Here is a 22,787-nt window from a genome sequence, read left to right as displayed (position 1 = left end):
ACAGTAAATTCGGTAAAACAGGCTGTGGACGCCGTTTACGCACCAGGCAGGAGCATAGTTAAACCGAAACCTGGCAAACGCGCCACTTACATGAAGTCACCACTTGAAATCAGGCACCATGAACGGGCAAACCAGCGTACACATTGCACCAACTGACAACGCTAATAGCGAAATTTACTGTCGCTATTACGCGGTTTATCGCCGTCGGCAAAACGCCCTCAATCTCATCCGTCAATTCAATCGCACCATCAAGACCGCGCAACGCCATCGCGGCATGAGTATGGGCATGCTTGGCGGAAACGAGTTTTTTCGTGAAGACTTCAACCAACTGCAAGCGCAACTTGAGCGCCGTATTTTACTTCTGCAAGCCATGGCTAAAAGCAGTGAAGGCCTGCTCAGTGAGCGCGACCAACAAAACCTGCAAAGCGCCTGGGTCACCATCAGCCGCGACTGGCAGGAAGACTCTGTCATTGATAATTACGAGCTGCATTGCCACATGATTGAGCAATCATTGGCGATGTTAGCGGCTCTTTCGCGCCAGCTTGAACAACCCATTCACCATCTGTTGGAGGATAACCCACCCGAGCCCGAGACAAGCAGCTACCCCAGCCGCTTTAAACATCTCGAGGTACTCCACTTTACCACTCGTCTGTTACCGGCAGTGGTTGAGCAGATTGGGCGAATTCGCGCATTGGGCACCTACGCCGCCGCCGTAGGGTTTCTGGATTCGCACCATGACAGCAAACTGCGTTATGTCATCCAGTGCACCCGGGTTAACAATGAAAAGCTTCGCCACCAGATCAAGCGCCTTGAAGGCATTCTCGATCAGGACATCGGTTTGCTCAGCCAGTTAAAAAGCTACGAGTTAAAGCTTATGTTTCTGCTCAACATGGTTGAAACAGATATTCTGCACGAAGGGGCGCTCAACGCAGACAGCAACCGCATATATAACCTCGCCAGCGATATTATCGATGTGTATTTATCGATTGTCGATAATGGTATCGATTTAATCAGCCAGTGGCACGATGCCGATATGGATCAGTGGCTTGTCAGTGGAATCGCCCCTGTGTAATCCCACACAGAAGGGCTTTTCAAGCCCACCAAGCCTAAGGCAGAATACCGCCTTGTCTCATTAAACAGGCTTGCGGCTCATGCTCTCTCGCATCTTTTCATTTATGCCGCTGGCATCTGTTCTGATAGCCGCAAACGTTTGTGGCTCCGAAGCTCCCATTAATGAAGCTGATTATCGGCAGTGTCTGGCTCGCATGAGCCTCAACGCCGACAAAGACATGACTCTGGAGCAGCTGCGAAGCGCTTGTAAAAATCTGGCCGAAGAGGATCCGGATAATATAGAAGCGCCTACCCCAGCCCCAGAACCGCAGAAGGCCGAAGAAGAGCCGGCGCTGGAAACCCGGCTGGAAATGGAGGCGCTGAACAGGTCGAACCGATTTGTTCTTACCCCCCATAACCGCAACTATTTACTTCCAGCCGTCTATACCGACACGCCCAATGAACGCCCATTTGAAGAAGAGTCAGGCGAAGACGTCAACTATCAAAATATCGAAATAGAATTTCAGATCAGTATGAAGGTTCTGCTGGCCGATGACATCTTCCATAACAACGGCAACCTGTATGTCGCCTATACCAATCAATCGTTTTGGCAAGCGTATAATACCGAGATCTCCCGTCCTTTTCGCGAAACCAACCACGAACCAGAACTGATTCTCTCTGTCATCAACAACTGGGAGATCTTTGGGTTCCGCAACGTGATGAATCAGCTGATCGTGTCTCATCAGTCCAACGGCCAGTCAGGCCTACTGTCGCGCAGCTGGAACCGAGTAAAAGGTCGCGCCATTTTCGAGCGGGGCAACCTCGCTTTTTCCATTACCCCTTGGTACCGCCTGCCGGAAGACTCTGAGAAGGACGACAACCCGGATATCGACGATTTTTACGGCCACTATGAACTGGCCGGCGCCTACACACGTAATGATCATATAGTGAGCTTTATGACGCGCCGCCCCTTTAGCGACAAAGGGGCCTTGCAGCTGGATTGGTCGTTTCCGATCAGCAGTACGGTGCGCGGTTACGTCAAGTTATTTGACGGCTATGGTGCCAGCCTGATTGATTACAACATACGCACACAATCTATCGGGCTGGGGGTTACGTTTACCGATATTTTTTAAGGTGTTATATGTCTCGCGCGCTGATTCTAACTTGCCTTTTACTGGTCCAGGCCTGCGCCGGGCCCGATATACAAACCTACCAGGGGCGCACCCCCGCCTTCGCACCCGAAGAGTTTTTTCAAGGTAAGCTCGTTGCCCACGGTGTAGTCAAAGATCGCGCGGGTGAAGTCACGCGCTCATTTCAGGCGGATATCAACGCCTCTTGGACGGACGGCATTGGCACCCTCGATGAACACTTTGTGTTCGATGACGGTGAAAAACAAACCCGAGTCTGGACCCTTACCCCCACCAGCGCCCATCAGTTCGACGCCACCGCGGGGGATGTGATCGGCACCGGTCATGGCGTGGTCGCCGGTAACGCGTTGAACCTGAAGTACACTCTCGAAATTGACTACCGTGGTGACAAACTAGCCCTGGCGGTAGACGACTGGATGTGGCGCGTCAGCGACGATGTGGTCATAAACCAATCAACCCTCAGAAAATGGGGTTTTACCGTTGGCTCAATCCAGCTGGTGATTCGCAAAACCGGCGAGTAATTTGGGGTAAATATTCACGCCGCCGGTGGCACTCCACAACAAGTTTGTGTATAACGTCTGTGCACTGAGCAGACATCAGGAATACACACTTAATGGCCTTCTCGCGTATAACAGCTACATTGCCGCGACCAGACCTCACCGCCAACGCGGCGGACTGTTCAGTCTGTAATCACTCCCATCGCCGCTATCAACCTTTCTATATGGATCCACCGGGCTGCCATCGTCTGGCATAGGCGTATTGCGCCCAATGCCCTAAGCCCGCCTGCGCGCGATAAACAATGACATAATCCGGCCCGAGGAAGCGGGCCCTGGCAACTGGGGTGTTACCACACCATGACATTATTAAGCATTATCCTGCTGCCCATGCTGGGCGCACTGCTGCCCTTTGCAACCGAGCGTTTTGGCCGCACCCTGTGCGCCTACTCCGCCGCCCTTGGCCCGCTGTGCGCTTTGGGTATTTTAATTGGCAGTGCCGCGGGCGTATTCAGCGGCCAAGTTGAATACGCCAGCTTCAGCTGGCTGCCGTCGCTGGGGTTAAACCTCAGTTTACGGCTGGACGGCCTGGGGTTGATGTTCGCCCTGCTGATTGTCGGCATAGGCCTTTTGGTGATTCTTTACGCTCGTTACTACCTTTCTGAACGCGACTCGCTGAGTAAGCTCTACGCGCTTTTGCAGCTGTTTATGATGGCCATGCTGGGCATTGTGCTGTCCAACAACCTGCTGCTGTTGATTGTGTTCTGGGAAATTACCTCGCTGGTATCCTTTTTATTAATCGGCTACTGGTCCGGCCAAACCGACGCCCGCAAAGGCGCGCGCATGGCGTTGGCAGTAACCGGTGCAGGCGGCCTGTGCTTACTGGCGGGTGCCCTGTTAATTGAGCGCGTGGTTGGCAGCTTTGAGCTGGGCGCTATTTTTGCGGCGGCCGATACCATTAAAGCCGACCCCAGCTACCCGGTGATTTTGGTCCTGGTACTGCTGGGCGCTTTTACCAAGTCCGCGCAATTCCCCTTCCAGTTTTGGCTCCCCCACGCCATGAGCGCGCCCACGCCCGTGTCGGCTTATTTACACTCGGCCACCATGGTAAAAGCCGGGGTGTTTTTGCTGGCGCGCATGTACCCAGCCCTGGCGGGCACCGATGGCTGGTTTTACATCGTCACCTTTACCGGCATGGCGACCTTGCTGTTCGGTGCTTACAACGCCCTGTTCAAGCACGACTTAAAAGGCCTGCTGGCCTACTCCACCATCAGCCACCTGGGCCTGATTACCATGCTGCTGGGCTTTAGCACCGAGCTGGCCGTGGTAGCGGCTATTTTCCACATTATTAACCACGCCACGTTTAAGGCCTCGCTGTTTATGGCCGCCGGTATTATCGACCACGAAACCGGCACCCGGGATATGCGCAAAATTAACGGCATGTGGAAGTACATGCCGCACACCGCCCTGCTGGCCATGGTGGCCGCCCTGGCGATGGCGGGTGTACCGCTGCTGAACGGCTTTTTGAGTAAAGAGATGTTCTTCTCTGAGGCGCTGCACATTGAATCCATGGGCATGTTCAGCTGGGTATTCCCGGTAATGGCAACCCTGGCCGGGGTTTTCTCGGTAGCCTACTCGGTGCGATTTATTCACGATGTCTTCTTTAACGGCGAGCCCATCGACCTGCCCAAGTACCCACCCCATGAGCCGCCACGCTATATGATTGTGCCGGTAGAGATTCTGGTGGCGCTGTGTCTGCTGGTGGGCATACTGCCCAACTTTACCGTGGCACCCTTTCTTGAGGCGGCAAGCCTCGCGGTGCTGGGCGAGAACAAGCCGGATTATCACATTGCCATCTGGCACGGTTTTAACCTGCCACTGATGATGAGCATTGTCGCCACCATTGGCGGGGTAATTATGTACACCCAGCGCTCGGGCCTGTTTGCCTTTTACGAGCGCAAATTCCGTCACGACGAAAAAATTGTGTTCGAATCGCGGGTGCAGTTGTCAGTGCGCATTGCGCAGCTGTTTACCGATTTTGTGCAAAACAACTCGCTGCAGCGCTATATGGCGTTACTCATCGGCGCAGCGGTGGTGGCGATTGCCTGCTCGCTCTACCCCATGTCTCAGTTTCAAGGCACTTTGGGCGTTTCCGAGATCGAACCGGTCAGTCTGTTAGCCGCCATCATTTTGATTGTGGGTGCGCTGGGTACGGTACTGCTACACCACAACCGCTTTGCTGCACTGCTGTTAATGAGCGTGGTGGGCCTGGTGGTGTCGTTGATTTTTGTGCGTTACTCGGCGCCCGATTTGGCGCTCACGCAAATATCCGTAGAAGTCGTCACCATTGTGTTGCTGATACTGGCGCTGTACTTCCTGCCCCAAATGACACCCAATGAATCCGGCGCTAAGCGTGTCGGCCGCGACATCGCGCTCGCCGCCGCTGCCGGTATTGGTATGGGCCTGATTACCTTCGCCATGATTACCCGCCCCTACGAAACCCTGTCCGAGTTTTACGTCGCCAACAGTGTTTCTGGCGGTGGCGGAGCCAATATCGTTAACGTGATTTTGGTGGACTTCCGGGGCTTTGATACGTTCGGCGAAATTACCGTATTGGCGGTAGCCGCCGTGGGCATTTATGCGATGCTTAATGGCCTTCACTTACCTCTGCCGCAAGCCGATGGTGAAGGCAGAGTCTGGGATAAACAGCCCCACCCGCCCATTTTGGCGGTAATGGCCCGCATTCTTTTACCCCTGGCGTTGATGGTCTCGGTGTACATATTTCTGCGCGGGCACAACGCGCCGGGCGGCGGCTTTATTGCCGGGCTGGTCACCAGCGTTGCGCTTATTTTGCAATACGTGGCCTCGGGCACCGGCTGGATGCAAGAGCGCTTGAAATGGAAGTATCGCCGCGTGGCGGTATCTGGCGTGCTCATTGCCGCCATTACCGGCGTAGGCAGCTGGTTTTTCGGTTATCCGTTTTTGACCTCAACCTTCAGCCATATTCACTGGCCCATTGTGGGCGATTTTGAGCTGGCCTCAGCCATGGCCTTTGACACCGGTGTGTACATCACCGTGGTGGGCGCCACCATGCTGATTCTGGCGCACCTGGGTAAGCTGGCGCAAACCAGTCACTCGCCGCGCCCAGCCACCAGTAAAGTTTATAAAAACACCGAAGTGACCAGAGGAGAAGACTGATGGAAATTCTGGTAGCCGTGGTGATTGCCGTACTCACCAGCTGCGGGGTGTACCTGCTGCTGCGCGGACGCACCTTCCCGATTATTCTCGGCCTGACACTGCTCACCTATGCGGTGAATATCTTTATTTTTGTCTCAGGTCGTTTAAACCCGGGCAAAAGCACCATTATCGGTGTGGGTGAAGGCTATACCGACCCACTGCCCCAGGCGCTGGTGCTAACCGCCATTGTGATCAGCTTTGCCATGACAGCCTTCGTGATGGTGCTGGCCCTGCGCGCGCGGGCCGAGCTGGGCAACGACCATGTGGATGGACGCATTAAGGTGGAGGACGTGAAATCGTGAGCCACCTTATTATTGCTCCGGTATTAATACCGCTACTCACCGCCATTTTATTGCTGCTGGGCACAGGCCGCCCGCTGCGGGTGCAGCGCAGCATCAGTTTTTTAAGCATTATCGCGCAATTGGGTGTGGCCACAGCGCTGCTGCTAAGCGCCGCTGAAGGCAGCATTACCGTGTACGCCCTGGGCAATTGGGCACCGCCGTTTGGTATTGTGCTGGTGCTGGATCGCTTAAGCGCCCTCATGGTGTTTGTCACTGTAGTACTGGCCTTTTTCTGCCTGTGGTATGCCGTGCGCGGCAACGACAAACCCGCCGACAGCTTACACAGTGTGTTGCACTTTTTGCTCATGGGTGTGAACGGTGCCTTCTTAACCGGCGACCTGTTCAATCTGTTTGTGTTTTTTGAAGTGTTATTAATTTCTTCTTACACACTGCTGCTGCACGGCGGCGGCGCGGCGCGCATTAAATCGGGCCTGCACTATGTGTTGCTCAATTTAGTCGGCTCAAGCCTGTTTTTGATTGCCGCCGCACTTTTGTACGGCTTGACCGGCACCTTGAACATGGCCGACATGGCCGAGAAAGTGGCACAAACCACCCCCGCTGAAGCCCCGTTAATGAACGCCGCCGCCCTGCTGTTGCTGGTGGTGTTCGGCCTCAAGGCGGCCATGGTGCCTCTGTATTTCTGGTTGCCGCGCGCCTATGCCTCGGCCTCGGCACCGGTGGCGGCGATGTTCTGCATCATGACCAAAATCGGTGTTTACTCGATTATCCGCATGTACACTCTGGTGTTTGGCGATACCGCTGGCACGGTGGCGAACCTGGCCGAGCCCTGGCTGTGGCCGCTGTCGCTCATCACTCTGGGCTTTGGTGTGGCTGGCGCCTTGGCTGCGCGCGAGCTGCGTTTGCAAGTTGCCTACCTTGTGATTGTCTCGGTGGGCACCATGCTGGCCGGTGTAGCACTTAATACCGAGCAAGCCCTCAGCGCCACCATGTACTACTTAATTCATTCCACCTGGGTATGCGGCGCACTGTTTTTATTGGCCGATTTAATTGTGCGCCAGCGCGGCGCCACCTCTGACCGCATTATTACCGGCCCCGCCCTGCGCCAGCCGGTTAAATTAGGGGCGCTGTTTTTTATTGCCGCCGCCGCAGTTATTGGTATGCCTCCGCTGTCGGGTTTTGTGGGTAAAGTCATGTTGATGCAGGCGGCCACCACCGACGAGCGCACCTTCTGGCTGTGGTTTATGTTATTGGCGGCGGGCTTTGTCACCATTACCGCGTTAAGTCGCAGCGGCAGCACCATCTTCTGGCGTACCGAAAACCGAGTGGCCAAAGCCGAAAAAGCCGACCGTGGCGCACTGTTGGCAGTGATTACCATGCTGGCGTTATCGCTGGCGCTATCCTTTGGTGGCAACCCTGTGGTGCAGTACACCGATGCACTGGCCCAACAGCTGAAAAACCCGAGCGTTTACACCGAGGCCGTTCTTAACCATAAAGCCATTCCGGGGGTGCACCATGAGTAGTCTGGCCGGTAAAAAACTCTTTCCTCATAAATTGCTCAGCGCTTTTATGCTGGGCCTGTGGCTGTTAATAAACAACACCATTGCCCCCGGACACTGGGTACTGGGGTTATTACTCGCCTGGGCCATTCCATTTTTTACCCAGTCGTTCTGGCCACAGTCTATGGTGATTAACAGGCCCGTACTGGCGTTGCGTTTTTTGCTGTTGGTGCTGTGGGATATTTTAATTGCCAATGTGCAAGTGGCCTTTTTAATCATGGGCTCGCGGCAAAAACTAAACCCGGCGTTTATGCGCATCCCGCTGGAATTAAAGCAGGACTTCACCATCACCCTGCTGGCCAACACCATTTCGCTGACACCGGGCACCGTGTCGGTGGATTTGCAAATGGAAGAAGGTTACCTGCTGGTGCACGGCCTGCACATTGACGATATCGATCAGGCCATCGCGGACATCAAAACCCGCTATGAAAAGCCGTTAAAGGAGATTTTCGAATGCTCCAATCCGTAATTCAAATCACCATGTTTATTATCGGTTTAGCCTTGGTGCTAAACCTGTGGCGTCTGTGCATCGGCCCCACCATGACCGACCGCATCCTCGCGCTGGACACCATGTACATTAATTCCATCGCCATGCTGATTGTGTTTGGCATGCACGAGAAAAGCACCCTGTATTTTGAAGGCGCACTGCTGATCGCGGTAATGGGTTTTGTCGGCACCGTGGCGCTGTCCAAATACCTGCTGCGCGGCGACATTATTGAGTGAGGCAACTATGAGTTTTGCAACCGAAGTGGTTATTTCCCTGTTCTTATTCTTGGGCGCCTGCTTTGCCCTGGTGGGCTCACTCGGCCTCGCCCGCCTGCAGGACTTTTTTATGCGCCTGCACGGCCCCACCAAGGCCACCACCCTCGGTGTAGGCGGCATGGTCATCGGCTCCATCATCTTCTTCACCGCAGGCGAACACGAACTCAGCCTGCACGAACTGCTGATCGCCCTGTTTCTGTTTATCACCGCCCCGGTGAGTGCGCATATTGTGGGTAAAGCGGCACTGCACCGCCAGCTACCCTGTGAAGAACGAACCAAGAACGTACCCTGGGCAGAGGGCGAAAAGGATTCGGTGGATATTAATTGATTTTGGTTAATGGAAACGTCTGACGAGAGGGTGAAAGGGGCACGGGAAGCTCATGAATACAAAAATCAAAGTATATATTGATCAAAATGTAATCAGCAACTTTTACGGCAAACCTCTTGGCTTTACCGTTCCCAACACATTCCAAATTGTTTACTCACCAGCTCTTTTTGACGATTTTAGAGTCTCAAAAAATCCTGAATTTCACTTAAACACACTGAAGAATCTAGATGCCTGCATGGTTTATTTCGATGCTGGTGACACACCTAAATTCAATAAGGACGAGACTGTAGAGAAATTGTTTCAGAAGAACGAACAATGGCGTCAAGAGACGCTAGTTGATGAGTGCACATTAGATGAACTTCGAGCCATGTCATCTTCTGGCCGCGGATTTGAAAGCAGCAAAAAAGAGTGGGACCGTTATATTGCCGCGCAGCTAAAAAAAGCGGCAGCGAATAACAATCATTTAGGCGTTATGGCGCTTAAAGTGATAGACCAAAAAATGAACGAAAACTTCCAAACGCTAAAGAGAACTGGAGAAACAAAATTGGGAGTATCTCTTCCGGGCGTGGTCAACTCTGATAACTACACCCCCCCAGACGCCTTGAAAAAATTGTGGGAAGATACAGCAGATAAAAACTTACACCCAACCCCTGAAGATTATTTTGGCTTTGTATGGCCTAACGGCAAACCTTTCCCACGTCTAACTGCCTTTGATACTTGTTGCGGCATTTTTGACAGGTATGAATTTTTGGCTGAACCGAAAAGAAAAAAGCCTAAATCTCAGAAAAACGTTCAAAATGATGCTAAACATTTAGCGTATGCGACCACATGCGACTTTCTAATATCTTCAGACAAAAATTTAATAAAACGAGCATTAGTAATATATTCCCACTTTCAATATCATTGCAAGCCAGTATGGCTAGACCCAACAACCCCAATAGACTGCTCAACATTAGAGCAACTTGAAGAAAGTTAGATCGCACACAAATTCATTTCAACATCCATACTCAATAGAAACTGAAACAGCTGAATTCCGAGGGTCAAGTCTTTGACTTTTGACTTCACCCATCAGAAACACCCGTTTCTGATGGGTTTTTACAGTTGCAACGACCTACACCATAATCTACCAAACTCATCTAAAAGGACGTTTTATGAAATTATTGGTTTTTCTCGGTACTGTGCGCGATAGCACGCCTCCTAAACCTGCTCGTTTGGGTGCTCGGGTATCCGCAGCTGCGCTTGATTGTCTGTCCAGTCAGTACAGCGAGCATGAAGTGGAGTTAATTGATGCTTTGGATTATCCCCCGGAGCCGGTTTTTAAACCGCACTTTGCTTATGCCAAAGGCAGGGCCCCAAGCCGACTGGATGAATTGGCGCAAAAGATAGACGATGCCGATGGGTTTATTATGATTAGCCCTGAGTACAATCACTCTATGAGCCCGGCACTGGCAAATTTATTGAATCACTTTGGCAGTTCTTTGTTTGCCTATAAACCCAGCGCTATTGTCACCTACTCCGCCGGGCAGTGGGGCGGCATGCGTGCGGCGGTTGCAATGCGTACCTTTCTTTCTGAGCTGGGCTGCCTGCCGGTTTCGGCGATGATCCATGTACCTAAGGCGCAGGAAGTGTTTGCCCAGGATAGCAGACTCCAGGAAGGTGAAGAGAAAAACTCCTGGTACAAGTATTTTGGCCGAACGTTCAACCAACTTATCTGGTGGGCCCAGGCTGCAAAGACACAGCGCACGGAACTCGATCCTCATCAGATGATTGGCAACTTCACTAAGCAGCCTTCTGAGAGAAACGCGCCCTAATGCGAATTTGTTAGCCTTCTACTTGCGAGTTATGCCGTGTTTTACACGGCATTTTTCTGGCTGACTGTTAACCGCCGGGAGTCAACAGGTTCACCCCGGCGCTCATGTATAAATCGTCGTACATTAAGCCGCCATTACCATAGGGCGCGCGGTGCGGGCCGGTATTACAGTTCATTAAAAAGTGCGTTAATGGCTCTTCGCGTTTCATACGAAAATCCGCCTGGCGATACACCTGGGTCTGCTGAGGGAATTCACCACCTCGGATAAACACATCGTAGCTTTGACCTCCCAGGTTCTTAGGGGCGTTGTTAACCACATACCAGATTTCATACCAAGTGCCGGGCTTGAGGGGCTTGGCCTCCTCGGCGCTGGCGGGGTTGATAATATTGGCGTAGCCACCATCCACTTTCACCATTAACGCCCCGGTATTGACCAGCCCGGATGATTCCGTTTTATCGGTCACCCGCAAGGTGGGTTCAAAGGCGTTATAGTCGTTCTTTCTAATGCCCTCGGCGTTCATATTGCTGATACCGAAAGCGTGGTTATTGGGGAAGGACTCTACCTGAATACGGGTATAAAACGTGTATACCTCGCCCACTTTTACCTCACGGGGCAAGGGCTTAAAGCTCAGCGCTTTACGATTGCCTACAACGCCTTCGGCCGCGGGCTTTTTCAGCAAATAAGCATTTTTTGCTGTGCCTACCGATTCAGTGCGTCGCTCGGTAATCTGGGGGTTTTCGACATACGGCTCTGTCTCGTTCTTGGTATCGGCGTTACTCCACTGGCTTAACGCCTGGGGCGATTCAAAATCGTCAATAAGAATCCAGTCGGTATTTTCGCCATGGCTAAGGTGCGCAAACAAGGCGGCGCACACGCCGACCAAGGGTAATAAAGCTCTCATGACAACTCCTACTCGCAACGGTTGGATAAAACTAGGGAGGCGATGACAAGGTATTTAAAGCTGACTCTACCTCCACACCAATAAATATTTGCGGCTCGGAGTGCTCAAGGTCCTGTTCATCTTCCCAGATTTCAATATGCTTTTTCGCCACATCGAACGCCTGGATAAATCCGTTGCTATCGGGTAGCGCCTTTTCAAAGTAGGCGCGGCCAAAGTAGGTCATGGTATCGGCATCGCCGCAACCAAAGCTGGTGCGATCGGCGCGAGCGGCGGTCATAATCAGGTGGTGCGGCGCTTTTAACGGCTCGATAAAACCGCCGGAGTAACAGGCCGATATCATCAGGATTTTGGCGTGATCTTTCAACGGCGCTAAGGCATCGGACAAATCGCCGGGGGTGATATCCACAAAGTTATGTCCGGGTGCCTCAAGGGAGAGTTCGTGCTCTGCCGAACCGTGGCTGGTCAAATATAAAAGCAGCACATCTTCGCTTTGCATTTTTTCGGCTAAGGCTTTTATTGAATGCTGCAAGTTGCTCAGCGTTAGCAAGGCGGTCTCATCCATGGTGCCGGGATAGTTGCTGAGCATTAGCAAATGCCCCGGCGAGACTCTGTCAGCCTGTAAGGTTTTGGCGATGGTTTGCGACTCCAAGGAAAAAACTTTTTGCGTACCATCGCCGGCGCCGATTAACGCGAATAGATCAACCGTGCCGGGCTCAGAGGCTTGTAAGGTTTCAAGTTGTTGGCGCAAGCGTGCAGGCTGATCAAACAGCGCCTGCTCAATGGCCAGCTTCTGGCGGCGGCGTTCGGCCTTGCTGACCTGCTCGCCCACAAACCGGCCCCATTTCCACTGCCCTGCTTCCAGTACTTCGCCGGTGGCTAGATCCGTTCTCTCGCCATAACCGTGGTACAAGCCGGATTTAAATTCACCGGTGTAGCGAGTTTCGCCATCTTCCCAAATACCATGGCCCTCAAACCGCCAGGATTTAAATTCGCCGGCGTACTCTGTGCCATCGGCGCTTCTAAAAGTACCCAACCCGGTTAGTTCACTGTCTACAAAATCGCCTGCATAGGCACCCTCGGGGGAGGCGTAAACACCCTCGCCGTGAAATAAATCGTTTTTAAAATCACCCCGGTAACTAACCTCGTCCGGGCCCAGCCATTCGCCCGGCCCGTTCAGCAAACCCTGCTCAAACCGACCGCGAAACACCTCGCCCGATTCTGTCACCAGCTCGCCCTGGCCGTGAATAACCCCCTCGTGTAACTCGCCGGTATAAACATCGCCGTTCGGCCACTCAATGGTGCCTTCGCCATTCATCAAGCCGTCGCTAAGCTCGCCTGTGTAGGACGATCCATCAGGCAATGGGTAATCCTCAACACTGCGGGCGTTTAGATGGCTACAGGCGGTTAATACCAACAGCAAGGGGCACAACAGAAATTTAGACATTACTGACAGGGGACTCCGGTGAGTAGGCTGAGTGATTCTAACGCTTCTTCGGCCAGCTCGCGGCCGGGCAAGCTGTGGCTGATGTTTTTTTTGCCGCCACTGCGCAGCTCGGCTTTTATTTTGTAGTAAGTGGTGTGTTTGTTGCCGGTGCTGGATGAGTAGCTTTCATCGATAAACAATTTGGTAATTTCGCTGCGCGGAGTGTGCTTATTCCCCAGACTTACGCCCAGTATACGGCGGCGGGTAATCAGTTCGGTGCGGTCGATGCGTACATCCAAGCTGGAGCAGAGCGAATAGAGCCCGCCGAAAAACATTGGCAAACCGATAAGCGCAAAAATCCATTCGGGGAAACCGTCCGCATCTAGCCACAAGCCAATACCGGAAAATATTGCCCCCATTAAAATTAACACCAGCATAGTGCTTACGTTTCGAAAGGCCGGATAATGCAATATCACCCCGCCGGGTACCTGGCGAATATCAAATAAATCTTCCAGTAATTGCTCGCGCTGCTGCGCCATTTCCGGGTGTTGATTGCTGACAGTCACATCCCCCAATTGCTGGGCCTGGTCACCAGTGGCGAATACGGGTATTTCATAGTTGCGATCAAAGTCCGTGCCGGGAAGCTCGCATTTAATATTCACCCGCCACAAGTGGTAGCGCTTGCCCGGAGGTTCGGATTCGGGCAGTCCCTCATCCACCTCAAACAACCACTCTACGCGGGTGCCGTGAGCGCTGCGTGAGGTCTGAGCAATGCCCTCGCTCTGCCATACCATGGACTCGTGCCGTTTACGGTTTTTGCCCGAGCCCGTGTAATAACTGTGCAAGCACTGCAAAGTCACGGCAAAGCTATTATCCGGCTGGTAGGGCAAGGCCACCTCCAGCGCGCCGCCTACCTGTCCGCCGATAGCGCCAGGGTATGGGTCCAGGGTTACTGGCGCGGGGCCAAAACGGCGCCAAGCCAGGGTCAGTTTGATCGCCCAGAACACAATGCCCGCCCCCACCAGGGGAAATAAAAGTGCTAACCAGGCGGCATGATTACCCGCCAGGGCTTCACCCACCGCGCCAATGGCCGCCGGGAGGCTAATAAGATTCCAAAAGGCGGCAAACACCCACAGCCCCCACATGCCGGTTTTACCATCGCTTTTAATGGTCGGGCTCGCCCAATCATTACGCGACAACCAGGGTTGTTGCTGGGCTTCAACCTCAGAGACATCGGTTTTATCGGGCCGGGCGATAAAACCATAGGCCCACATGCCTAAACCCGCCCCGCCAAAGAGCAACACGAACAAGCCTTTAAATAAAATTAAGCTTAAGCGCAGTTCGCGATTCAGCACAGCCTGTTCGGGCTGTTGTGGGTTCACCCAGGCGGTGACGCTTGAGCCGTTGCGTTGGGCGCGCTTCAGCGGCCCGATCACCCGCTGGTGGTAATCGCCCACATTGTCCGAGCCCGAGCTAATACCCACACGATTGCCCGTGTAGCTTTGCCCCTGATACTGGTAGCGATACGTAGCGTGCAGGCTGTAAGTGGTAGAATCGTCGGACTGGTGGCTTTTGATTTCGGCGCTTACAATCTGCGCCTGCACTGGCTCCCAGCTTTTCATTGCCGTCCACTGGGCCAATTGAGGCACAATCCCCCAAAACAAAAAACCTAAACCCACCGCCGCAAAAGGCGCTCCAAACAGAAATAACACCCAACGTTCTTTTAATTTTTGTAGCATCCGTTTCCCCAAACTTGATCAATGTCGCGCAAGCCACCATTATGCGCAAAACCCTGTTATTGGAATAAGTTATGGCCCGCATTATAGCCATTGTTGAAGACGAACAGGCCATCGCCGACAACTACCGCGATGCCTTCACCCGCCTGGGCTACCAGGTGGAACACTATCTGGACCGCCCCAGCGCGCAAGCCGCCTTTCGCCACGCGCTGCCGGATTTGGCGATTATCGACGTGGGCTTGGGGGATGAAATTGAGGGCGGCTTTGAGCTGTGCCGCGATTTACGCAGCCTTGCCCCAGAGCTGCCCATTGTGTTTTTGACCGCCCGCGACGACGAATTTGATGTGATATCAGGGCTGCGCCTGGGAGCGGACGATTACCTGACCAAAGACATCAGCCAGGCCCACATGCTGGCGCGAATCCACGCGCTGTTTCGCCGCATAGACGCCCTGCGCCAACCAATCAATGAAGACGATACCGTCAAACGCGGCCAGCTAGCCATCAACCTGTCGCGCATGAGCGTGCACTGGCAAGATCACCCCGTCGATTTAACCGTTACCGAGTTTTGGATTTTGCACGCTCTGGCACGCCACCCGGGGCACGTCAAAAACCGCCAGCAATTGATGGACGCGGCCAACGTCGTGCTGGATGACAACACCATCACCTCGCACATCAAACGTATTCGCCGCAAGTTCGCCGCCATTGATGCCAGCTTTGATCGCATTCAAACAGCCTACGGCATGGGATATCGCTGGCAGGGCGAGGCGTGAAGCTCACCCGCCAACTGGCGCTGGTATCACTAGCGGCTTTAATTCTGCCCTGGGCAGCGCTGCAATCGCTGTTTATTTTTGACACCCTGCTGCGTGAGGGCCAGAGCGCCGCCTTGCAAGCAACCGCCAATGCGGTCGCCGCACGCTTGGGCGGCGACAACCAATTGCTTGAACGCGCAGGGCTTGGTGCGGGTACCGCAACCGATGCCAGTCATGAGCTATACCTGCATAGCCTGCCCGCGCCCCCCCAGCTGGATGGCAGCGCGGCAGATTGGTCCACTTATCCGCTGGCGCCGCTGGAGTTAACCTCAACCAACGGGCCTGAGGTAACATTCAGCGCGGGCCAGTACGGCGACAAACTTTATCTACTGCTGCAAGTGGCTGACGCCACACGACAGTTTCACCGCCAAAGCGACACCCAGCTGGCCACCGGTGATCACATCGCCTTGTTTATCGGTAACCAGCAAGAAGGCAGCGCTCGCTATTACGCCATTCGCGCCCAGTTACCGGGAGAGGTTCAGGCGCTGTATCGTGACAGTGCCGGCCTGGCGCAACGGGACTACCGCATTCGCGGCGTGTGGCGCGAAACAGAGCAAGGCTATGCCGTAGAGCTCACACTGCCAGCTGACTGGTCGCAGCAGTACTTCGCGCTCTCGGCGGTGGATAAAAGTGCAACGCAGATTCACCACACCGGCACCCTAGGCGATATAGCCACCATGGTAGGCGGCCCCGACCCGGGCGTACTGCCCGACACTTATGGGCGTCTCATTAGCCACTCGCCAGCCCTTAATAAAGCCCTCAACGCCTTCAGCAATAACAACCTGCGACTGAGCGTGCTGGATAAGCACGGTTGGCTCAGAGGGCAAAGCGGTGAGTTAACCGCTACCGCGAGCGCGCAAGCGACCCCATGGTATGTGCGAATATTAAACCCGCGCCGGACACTCCCGCCCTGGCAGGACGCTCGCTCGGGTCAGTGGCCCAATGTGAACGAGATGCACACCCACTGGTACCACCAAGGTAGCGCGGATATTGCCCAGGTGAGCGCCCCCCTGTATCGCGATTGGCCCGACGCAGGTGCCGTGGAGTCACAAAAGGCCGGGTTAGTTATTGTCGAACAGCGCATCAACCCCTGGCGCATGATCGACAACCGCGCCGCACTCAACTTGTTAGGCCTGACCCTCGGGGCGGGAGCGCTCTTGCTGGCACTATTGATTGGTTACGCCCTGTGGCTCAGCTTGCGCATTAGGCGTTTGTCGCGCGCCGCGCTGATGGTCGGCGACAACCGCGACGCACTGAGTCAGACCCTGAAGCACTGGCCGCGCTACCGGGTAAACGACGAGGTCGCCGAACTAGCCGGGCACTACCGGCGATTACTGGAACAGGTACGCGCCCACACGGATTACCTTAAAACCCTCACCAGCAAACTCGCCCACGAACTGCGCACGCCGCTGGCGGTGGTGAATAGCTCACTGGACAATTTGCAGCACACCCAAGAACAGCCGCACAGCGCAAGTCAGGCCCCCTACATCGAGCGCGCCCGCCAAGGCACTCTGCGCCTCAGCCGATTGGTCAGCGCCATGACCGAGGCCTCGCGTATGGAGACAAGCATCGCCAGCGCCGAGCGCGAAGAGATTCACCTAGATCAGCTACTGCGCGATATGAGCGCCGCCTACCGCGATGCGTATCCGTTGTACCGCTTCGAGTGCGAGATTCAGCCCGTTAACGATGGGGGCGGCCAAGAGTCCGCCTACAAAAATGCCGTGGCCCCCGAGCTGCTGGTGCAGTTACTGGACAAGTTGATTGATAATGCCGTCAGTTTCAGCCCCAGAGAAGCACCAATCACCCTAAGCCTAAGCCGGATTTACGCCGAGGCTGGCGAGCCCCAACTGTTGCTGTCGGTTCATAACCAGGGCCCGCCCCTACCCGCCGAACTTGAAGGGCAGCTGTTTAATTCGTTAACCTCTTCACGCCCACAAAGTGGCGATAAACAACTGCATCTGGGGTTAGGGCTTTACATCGTCGATTTGATCGCGCGCTACCACGAAGCACGAATTTGGGCCGAAAATACACACGAGGGTGTGGCTTTTCATCTGCTCTTACCCATAAAGTCACCCGAGCTTATTGCTCAACGAAAAGAAGATAGTTGACACAGGCTGCCAATCCGGTAGAATGCCGCGTCTTTTAAGGGGCCAGACAACCGTTTAGGCGGCCTCGAATAAACCAGATTTTTGAATTTTAGATAGGAGCAACACGGTGGCAAATTCACCTCAAGCCAAAAAACGTGCACGCCAGAACGAAAAAGCTCGCAAGCACAACGCCAGCCTGCGCTCCATGGTGCGCACCTACTTGAAAAAAGTGGATGCCGCCATTGCAGCAGGTGACGTAGAACAAGCCAAAGCCGCTTACGCAGCAGCCGTACCGGTTCTGGATCGTGTGGCAGACAAAGGCGTTTACCACAAAAACAAAGCCGCTCGTCATAAGAGCCGCTTGAACAGCAAGATCAAAGCACTGGCCTCTTAATGTAACGCCAAGCGCTTAAAAAAACCGGCTACGGCCGGTTTTTTTGTGTCCGTAAAACGCGCCCCTCCCCCTGAAATACCGCCCCTTTGCATTGCGGACTGTTTTCGCAAAACCGTCACGGCATTGCAACAGAATCTTCAAAAACCTCACGTATAACAGCCACATCGCCACTACTTGAGGGATTTTTATGCTGCCGCGTGAACACTACATCAAACAGCCCTTTTACGGCCTGGGCGATCTGGCCGATGCCAACAAGCTGACCAGCGAACAACAGCGCCTGATTAAAAAACACGGCGCTTTGATCACAGCACTGCTGAACGATGAAGTGCTTAACCCCAACCTGGCGGATATGCGCCTGGTAAAAATCGTAACGCAAAAAAGCGCCCCCACCACACCTGTAGAACAGGCCTGGCTCAAATTTGACTCACTGCGCGAACAAGAGACAACCAAGCCCACCAAGAAATTGAAAAAATCCGCTTAACCCACTCACCTGCCACAGCGCCCATACTGGCGCTGTGGATTATTTCTCCCGTCACCACGCACTTCTTGAGCTACACCTACTCTTCAGGGGTAGATTTTCTACGCTCAAGCCAATATGATAGCGCTATCATTTGGCGTAGCATCAGCGTCACCGCGATAACAACAAGTAACGGAGACAAACGTGACTCAAACAACGTCCACCGACAGGCTGGCAAAACTCACCTGGCGCGAGCGCATTGGCTACGGCCTGGGTGATGCTGGCTTTAATTTTTACTGGGCGATTATCGGCTCGTACCTCATTTTCTTTTACACCGATATTTTTGGTATCAGCGCCGCGGCCGCGGCCACCATGGTGACCGTTACAAAAATTGTCGACGCCTTTACCGACCCCGCCATGGGCGCGATTGCCGATAAAACCAACACCCGCTGGGGCAAGTTTCGCCCCTACCTGCTGTTTGGCACCCTGCCCATGATGGGCGCGGGCCTGCTCACAATGACCACACCCGATTTAGACGAAGGTGGCAAATTAATCTGGGCCTACGCCACTTACATGATTTTAATGCTCACCTACACCGTGCTGAATATGCCCTACAACTCGTTGTCGGGTGTGTTAACGGCCAACGCACAAGAGCGCAACACCCTTAACAGCACACGGTTTTTCTTCGCTTATTTCACCGGTATTATCGTCGGCGCCCTTACGCCCGATTTAGCCGAATACTTCGGCGACGGCGACCGCTACAACCCTGTGGGTTGGCAAATTACCATGAGCATATACGCGGTGATTGCCTCGGTTTTATTTGTCATTACCTTCGCCACCACCAAAGAGCGTATTCGCCCTCCGGCCGAGCAAAAATCCGAACCGTTAAAAGATTTAAAAACGCTGCTCACCTGCAAACCCTGGATCATTATTTTTATTCTCGCCATGGTGATCATGACCACCTTCACCCTGCGCGGCAGCTCGGCGACTTACTACTTTAAATACTTTGTGGAGCGGCCCGACTTACTGGGGCTGTTTGTCGGTCTGCAAGTGTTGGGATTAATGATCGGCGCTATGTCTGCCTCCACCCTGACGCGCTACATCGACAAAGTAAAATTGCTGATGATTTTAATGGGGGTTGTCAGCGTGCTGTGCTTTGCGTTTGCTTTCGTACCCAAACCCCAGGCACTGGGGGTTGTGGACATCAACGAAACCAAACAGACCCAGCTCAATGCCAGTGACTTACTTGGCGAACCCCACCAAAGCGGTGACACCTACACCTGGACACGCTACGAAAACGTTTTCTGGGTGATTAAAAACCGCATCGAGCTACCACAAACCAGCCCTCAAATTAGCACCGGCGCTTATGCCAGCGACACCCTCAGTGTGATTCGCACCCGTGCCGATGGCAGCGAGCTGGACAGCGCCAGCTGGCCCCCGGAATTAATTCTGATGTTTATTCTGAGCATGCTTATCAGTCTGGCGCTTGGCCCCAAGGCACCCATCACCTGGGCAATGTACGCCGATGTGACCGACTACAACGAATGGAAAACCGGCCGTCGCGCCACCGGCATGACATTTTCGGCCACCACATTTTCACAAAAACTGGGCAGCGCCGCCGGCTCGGCCATTATGTTGTCGGTATTGGCGGCGCTGGGTTATCAAGCCAATCAGGTGCAGTCTGACGCCTCTTTGGACGGCATTGTTTATATGCAAACGCTCGCCCCTGGCGTGTTTGCGCTTATCGCCATCATAGCCCTCGCTTTTTATGATTTAACGGGCGAAAAGCTCGAGCGAATTCAGCAAGAACTTGCCGAGCGACAGAGTTAACACGAAACATCCTTGACCGGTGACCACTGAGCAAATGGCACCCTGCTTGAGCGTCTGAGTTAGCGGCGCTCTTTTTTATTCTGCGTACACATTATTGAGGACACTATGCTAAGCCCCTCCACCGATGGTCATTACTACCACCTTAAAAGTCCGAGCCTGATGCCACGCGCGGCCGGTTTTTTGTGGAACAAAAAAATGATGATTCAAATGAACTGTCGCGGCTATGCCGTTGCGCAGTTTATGCAGCCGGAGCCGGCCAAGTACGCCTACGCCCCCAACCTGGAGGCGAAAACGTTTATGCAACCAGAGCAGCCTTATTACGCCCATCACCCAGGCCGCTTTTTTTACCTAAAAGACGAAGACAGCGGCAAAATTTTTTCTGCCCCCTTTGAACCCGTGCGCCGCCAAGACAGTGAATTTTGTTTTTCGCCGGGCAAAACCGACATTCAATGGCAGGTTACCTGCGACGAGATTGAGGTGAACCTTAACTTATCCCTGCCGGTAAACGATGTGGTTGAGCTGTGGCAGATCCAGGTAAAAAATTTATCGGGAAAAACACGCAACATCAGCCTTTACCCTTATTTTACGCCGGGCTACATGAGCTGGATGAATCAGAGCGCCGAGTACCGTCCCGACCTGCAGGGCGTGGTCGCAAGCTGCGTCACGCCTTATCAAAAATACCCGGATTACTTTAAGAACCAGCATTTTAAAGACAAAACCTATTTACTCGCCGAGCGCGAGCCAAGTGCCTGGCAAGTGCAGCGCGAAGCGTTTGAAGGCGAAGGCGGATTGCACAACCCCGATGCTCTGCAACGCACTACCCTCGCCTGCGACGATGCCCGCTACGAGCCACCGCTGGCAGCACTGCAGTACCGCTTTGCTCTCGAAGCGGGGCAGCATGAGAGTTACCGCTTTGCGTTTGGCCCGGCCAAAGACGACGCCGAAATAAAAACCATACGCGAGCACTATTTAAACGAAGCGGGCTTTAGCCAAGCGCAATCAGAGTACGCGAACTATATCGCCGAGGGCGCTGGGGTGTTGCGCATCAATACCCCCGATGACGGCCTGAACAATTTCGTTAACCACTGGCTGGCACGCCAGGTGTTTTACCACGGCGATGTCAACCGCCTGACCACCGACCCGCAAACGCGCAACTACCTGCAAGACAACATGGGTATGAGCTATATCAAACCCGAGGTTGCCCGCCAGGCCTTTGTGCACGCACTTTCTCAACAGGAGACCTCCGGTGCTATGCCCGACGGCATCCTATTGCACGAAGAGGCTGAACTGAAATACATCAATCAAATTCCGCACACGGATCACTGCGTGTGGTTACCGGTATGCCTGAAAGCGTATTTGGATGAGAGTGGCGATGCCGACCTACTGCAAGAACCCATACCGGGCACCGATGGCAAAACCCTAACCCTTGCCGAGCGCATCAGCCGCGCCATGCAATGGTTGCTGCAGGCGCGCGACGAACGCGGTCTGTCCTACATTGCTCAGGGCGACTGGTGCGACCCCATGAACATGGTGGGCTATAAGGGCAAAGGGGTGTCGGGCTGGCTGAGCCTAGCCACGGCCTACGCACTGAATCTATGGGCGGATATTTGCGAGCAAAACAAACTGGATACCCCAACGGATTTTCACGCGGGTGCTGACGAGATTAACAAGGCCGTTAACACTCATTTATGGGACGGAGCCTGGTACGGCCGCGGTATCACCGATGACAATGTCGTTTTTGGCATCAGCAAAGATAGCGAAGGCCGCATTTTTCTTAATCCGCAAAGCTGGGCAATTTTAGCGGGCGCCTGCTCGAGCGAGCAGCGTGAAAAAATGATTCACGCCATCGAAGAGCAGCTAGAAACGCCCTATGGGGTTGCCATGCTCGCCCCCGCCTTTACCGCCATGCGAGAAGATGTCGGCCGGGTGACACAAAAACATCCGGGCTCGGCAGAAAATGGATCGGTGTATAACCACGCCGCCATTTTTTATATTTACAGTTTGTACACCCTTGGCGAGGCAGACCGCGCCTATAAACTGCTGCGGCAAATGATTCCCGGGCCAGACGCCGCCGATTTTGAACAGCGCGGCCAGATGCCAATTTACATCCCCAACTACTATCGCGGCGCTTACTACCAATTCCCACGCACTGCTGGGCGCTCCAGCCAGCTGTTTAATACCGGCACGGTAAGCTGGGTGTATCGCTCACTGGTGGAGGGGTTATTTGGCTTAAAAGGTGACGGACCAGATTTACTGATTGAGCCCAACTTGCCCGCGCATTGGTCTGACGCTGAAGTAGAAAGACAATTTCGCGGCGCCACACTGGCGGTAAGCTACCGCCGCGATGCATCGTTAAAGCAGATGAGCATCTCGGTCAACGGTGTCCCGCTAAACGGCAACCGTATACCACAACCGGAAGCCGGAAAGACCTACAGGGTGAAGGTTACACTACCCTAATTGCT

At 53.9% G+C, this 22,787-nt stretch carries 20 protein-coding genes; 17 read left to right on the top strand and 3 right to left on the bottom strand.

Translation table 11 applies throughout. The features are described 5' to 3' along the window. The first annotated feature begins 103 nt into the window (after nucleotides 1-103). The 11 genes from D568_RS0104450 (at nucleotide 104) to D568_RS0104400 (ending at nucleotide 10,688) form a co-directional block, all read left to right on the top strand. Entirely contained in the window at nucleotides 104-1,072 is a 969-nt protein-coding gene (locus D568_RS0104450; RefSeq protein ID WP_245551593.1) for a hypothetical protein, read from the top strand. Nucleotides 1,073-1,151: 79 nt separating this feature from the next. After that, on the top strand, nucleotides 1,152-2,183 hold the full coding sequence (locus D568_RS19265; RefSeq protein ID WP_020208374.1) for a phospholipase A: 1,032 nt from the start codon (nucleotides 1,152-1,154) through the stop codon (nucleotides 2,181-2,183). Between the two features lie 8 nt (nucleotides 2,184-2,191). After that, nucleotides 2,192-2,719, top strand: coding sequence for a DUF3833 domain-containing protein (locus D568_RS0104440; protein WP_020208373.1), 528 nt, complete (start codon nucleotides 2,192-2,194; stop codon nucleotides 2,717-2,719). Between the two features lie 333 nt (nucleotides 2,720-3,052). Continuing rightward, entirely contained in the window at nucleotides 3,053-5,890 is a 2,838-nt protein-coding gene (locus D568_RS0104435; RefSeq protein ID WP_020208372.1) for a monovalent cation/H+ antiporter subunit A, read from the top strand. Further along, nucleotides 5,890-6,231, top strand: coding sequence for a Na+/H+ antiporter subunit C (locus tag D568_RS0104430; protein ID WP_020208371.1), 342 nt, complete (start codon nucleotides 5,890-5,892; stop codon nucleotides 6,229-6,231). The genes D568_RS0104435 and D568_RS0104430 overlap by 1 nt, the downstream gene beginning before the upstream one ends. Further along, entirely contained in the window at nucleotides 6,228-7,751 is a 1,524-nt protein-coding gene (locus tag D568_RS0104425; protein WP_020208370.1) for a monovalent cation/H+ antiporter subunit D, read from the top strand. The genes D568_RS0104430 and D568_RS0104425 overlap by 4 nt, the downstream gene beginning before the upstream one ends. Continuing rightward, entirely contained in the window at nucleotides 7,744-8,256 is a 513-nt protein-coding gene (locus D568_RS0104420) for a Na+/H+ antiporter subunit E (RefSeq protein WP_020208369.1), read from the top strand. Before D568_RS0104425 ends, D568_RS0104420 begins: the two co-directional genes overlap by 8 nt. Further along, a complete protein-coding gene (locus D568_RS0104415) occupies nucleotides 8,241-8,510 on the top strand; it encodes a K+/H+ antiporter subunit F (protein WP_020208368.1) in 270 nt (89 codons plus the stop codon). The genes D568_RS0104420 and D568_RS0104415 overlap by 16 nt, the downstream gene beginning before the upstream one ends. Nucleotides 8,511-8,517: 7 nt before the next feature. Further along, nucleotides 8,518-8,877 carry a Na+/H+ antiporter subunit G gene (locus D568_RS0104410; RefSeq protein ID WP_020208367.1) on the top strand — a complete coding sequence of 120 codons (360 nt, stop codon included), beginning with the start codon at nucleotides 8,518-8,520 and terminating at the stop codon, nucleotides 8,875-8,877. Nucleotides 8,878-8,929: 52 nt separating this feature from the next. Further along, a complete protein-coding gene (locus D568_RS0104405) occupies nucleotides 8,930-9,853 on the top strand; it encodes a hypothetical protein (RefSeq protein ID WP_020208366.1) in 924 nt (307 codons plus the stop codon). A 175-nt stretch (nucleotides 9,854-10,028) separates the two neighbouring features. Next, entirely contained in the window at nucleotides 10,029-10,688 is a 660-nt protein-coding gene (locus D568_RS0104400; RefSeq protein ID WP_020208365.1) for an NADPH-dependent FMN reductase, read from the top strand. Nucleotides 10,689-10,755: 67 nt separating this feature from the next. Here D568_RS0104400 and D568_RS0104395 read toward each other — a convergent pair whose 3' ends face one another. Genes D568_RS0104395 through D568_RS0104385 form a run of 3 tightly spaced genes read right to left on the bottom strand, consistent with a single transcriptional unit; the run spans nucleotide 10,756 to nucleotide 14,751 of the window. Next, on the bottom strand, nucleotides 10,756-11,589 hold the full coding sequence (locus D568_RS0104395) for a hypothetical protein (RefSeq protein WP_020208364.1): 834 nt from the start codon (nucleotides 11,587-11,589) through the stop codon (nucleotides 10,756-10,758). 31 nt (nucleotides 11,590-11,620) lie between these two features. Then, on the bottom strand, nucleotides 11,621-13,033 hold the full coding sequence (locus tag D568_RS19260) for a C13 family peptidase (RefSeq protein ID WP_020208363.1): 1,413 nt from the start codon (nucleotides 13,031-13,033) through the stop codon (nucleotides 11,621-11,623). Beyond that, nucleotides 13,033-14,751, bottom strand: coding sequence for a DUF3592 domain-containing protein (locus tag D568_RS0104385; RefSeq protein ID WP_020208362.1), 1,719 nt, complete (start codon nucleotides 14,749-14,751; stop codon nucleotides 13,033-13,035). The genes D568_RS19260 and D568_RS0104385 overlap by 1 nt, the downstream gene beginning before the upstream one ends. A gap of 71 nt (nucleotides 14,752-14,822) precedes the next feature. Between D568_RS0104385 and pdsR the strand changes: the two genes are divergently transcribed. The 6 genes from pdsR to D568_RS0104355 all read left to right on the top strand — a co-directional run bounded on the left by pdsR (nucleotide 14,823) and on the right by D568_RS0104355 (nucleotide 22,782). Continuing rightward, a complete protein-coding gene (gene pdsR, locus D568_RS0104380) occupies nucleotides 14,823-15,518 on the top strand; it encodes a proteobacterial dedicated sortase system response regulator (protein ID WP_020208361.1) in 696 nt (231 codons plus the stop codon). Further along, nucleotides 15,515-17,665, top strand: coding sequence for an ATP-binding protein (locus D568_RS0104375; RefSeq protein WP_020208360.1), 2,151 nt, complete (start codon nucleotides 15,515-15,517; stop codon nucleotides 17,663-17,665). Before pdsR ends, D568_RS0104375 begins: the two co-directional genes overlap by 4 nt. Before the next feature lie 106 nt (nucleotides 17,666-17,771). Further along, a complete protein-coding gene (gene rpsT, locus D568_RS0104370; RefSeq protein ID WP_020208359.1) occupies nucleotides 17,772-18,038 on the top strand; it encodes a 30S ribosomal protein S20 in 267 nt (88 codons plus the stop codon). Between the two features lie 187 nt (nucleotides 18,039-18,225). Continuing rightward, nucleotides 18,226-18,519 carry a DUF413 domain-containing protein gene (gene maoP / locus D568_RS19255; RefSeq protein WP_020208358.1) on the top strand — a complete coding sequence of 98 codons (294 nt, stop codon included), beginning with the start codon at nucleotides 18,226-18,228 and terminating at the stop codon, nucleotides 18,517-18,519. A 180-nt stretch (nucleotides 18,520-18,699) separates the two neighbouring features. Beyond that, nucleotides 18,700-20,325, top strand: coding sequence for an MFS transporter (locus tag D568_RS0104360; RefSeq protein WP_020208357.1), 1,626 nt, complete (start codon nucleotides 18,700-18,702; stop codon nucleotides 20,323-20,325). Nucleotides 20,326-20,430: 105 nt separating this feature from the next. Then, entirely contained in the window at nucleotides 20,431-22,782 is a 2,352-nt protein-coding gene (locus D568_RS0104355; protein ID WP_020208356.1) for a GH36-type glycosyl hydrolase domain-containing protein, read from the top strand. The last annotated feature ends 5 nt before the right edge of the window (nucleotides 22,783-22,787 follow it).

Origin of the sequence: Gilvimarinus chinensis DSM 19667 (genome assembly GCF_000377745.1) — a bacterium.
Lineage (GTDB): Bacteria > Pseudomonadota > Gammaproteobacteria > Pseudomonadales > Cellvibrionaceae > Gilvimarinus > Gilvimarinus chinensis.
This window is presented reverse-complemented; position numbering and strand designations above follow the sequence as displayed.

Excerpts from the sequence above, each read along its gene's own strand:
- D568_RS19265 (WP_020208374.1), top strand. The coding sequence starts at position 1,152 with ATGCTCTCTCGCATCTTTTCATTTATGCCGCTGGCATCTGTTCTGATA.
- D568_RS0104440 (WP_020208373.1), top strand. The coding sequence starts at position 2,192 with ATGTCTCGCGCGCTGATTCTAACTTGCCTTTTACTGGTCCAGGCCTGC.
- D568_RS0104435 (WP_020208372.1), top strand. The coding sequence starts at position 3,053 with ATGACATTATTAAGCATTATCCTGCTGCCCATGCTGGGCGCACTGCTG.
- D568_RS0104430 (WP_020208371.1), top strand. The coding sequence starts at position 5,890 with ATGGAAATTCTGGTAGCCGTGGTGATTGCCGTACTCACCAGCTGCGGG.
- D568_RS0104420 (WP_020208369.1), top strand. The coding sequence starts at position 7,744 with ATGAGTAGTCTGGCCGGTAAAAAACTCTTTCCTCATAAATTGCTCAGC.
- D568_RS0104415 (WP_020208368.1), top strand. The coding sequence starts at position 8,241 with ATGCTCCAATCCGTAATTCAAATCACCATGTTTATTATCGGTTTAGCC.
- D568_RS0104410 (WP_020208367.1), top strand. The coding sequence starts at position 8,518 with ATGAGTTTTGCAACCGAAGTGGTTATTTCCCTGTTCTTATTCTTGGGC.
- D568_RS0104405 (WP_020208366.1), top strand. The coding sequence starts at position 8,930 with ATGAATACAAAAATCAAAGTATATATTGATCAAAATGTAATCAGCAAC.
- D568_RS0104400 (WP_020208365.1), top strand. The coding sequence starts at position 10,029 with ATGAAATTATTGGTTTTTCTCGGTACTGTGCGCGATAGCACGCCTCCT.
- D568_RS0104395 (WP_020208364.1), bottom strand. The coding sequence starts at position 11,589 with ATGAGAGCTTTATTACCCTTGGTCGGCGTGTGCGCCGCCTTGTTTGCG.
- D568_RS19260 (WP_020208363.1), bottom strand. The coding sequence starts at position 13,033 with ATGTCTAAATTTCTGTTGTGCCCCTTGCTGTTGGTATTAACCGCCTGT.
- D568_RS0104385 (WP_020208362.1), bottom strand. The coding sequence starts at position 14,751 with ATGCTACAAAAATTAAAAGAACGTTGGGTGTTATTTCTGTTTGGAGCG.
- pdsR (WP_020208361.1), top strand. The coding sequence starts at position 14,823 with ATGGCCCGCATTATAGCCATTGTTGAAGACGAACAGGCCATCGCCGAC.
- maoP (WP_020208358.1), top strand. The coding sequence starts at position 18,226 with ATGCTGCCGCGTGAACACTACATCAAACAGCCCTTTTACGGCCTGGGC.
- D568_RS0104355 (WP_020208356.1), top strand. The coding sequence starts at position 20,431 with ATGCTAAGCCCCTCCACCGATGGTCATTACTACCACCTTAAAAGTCCG.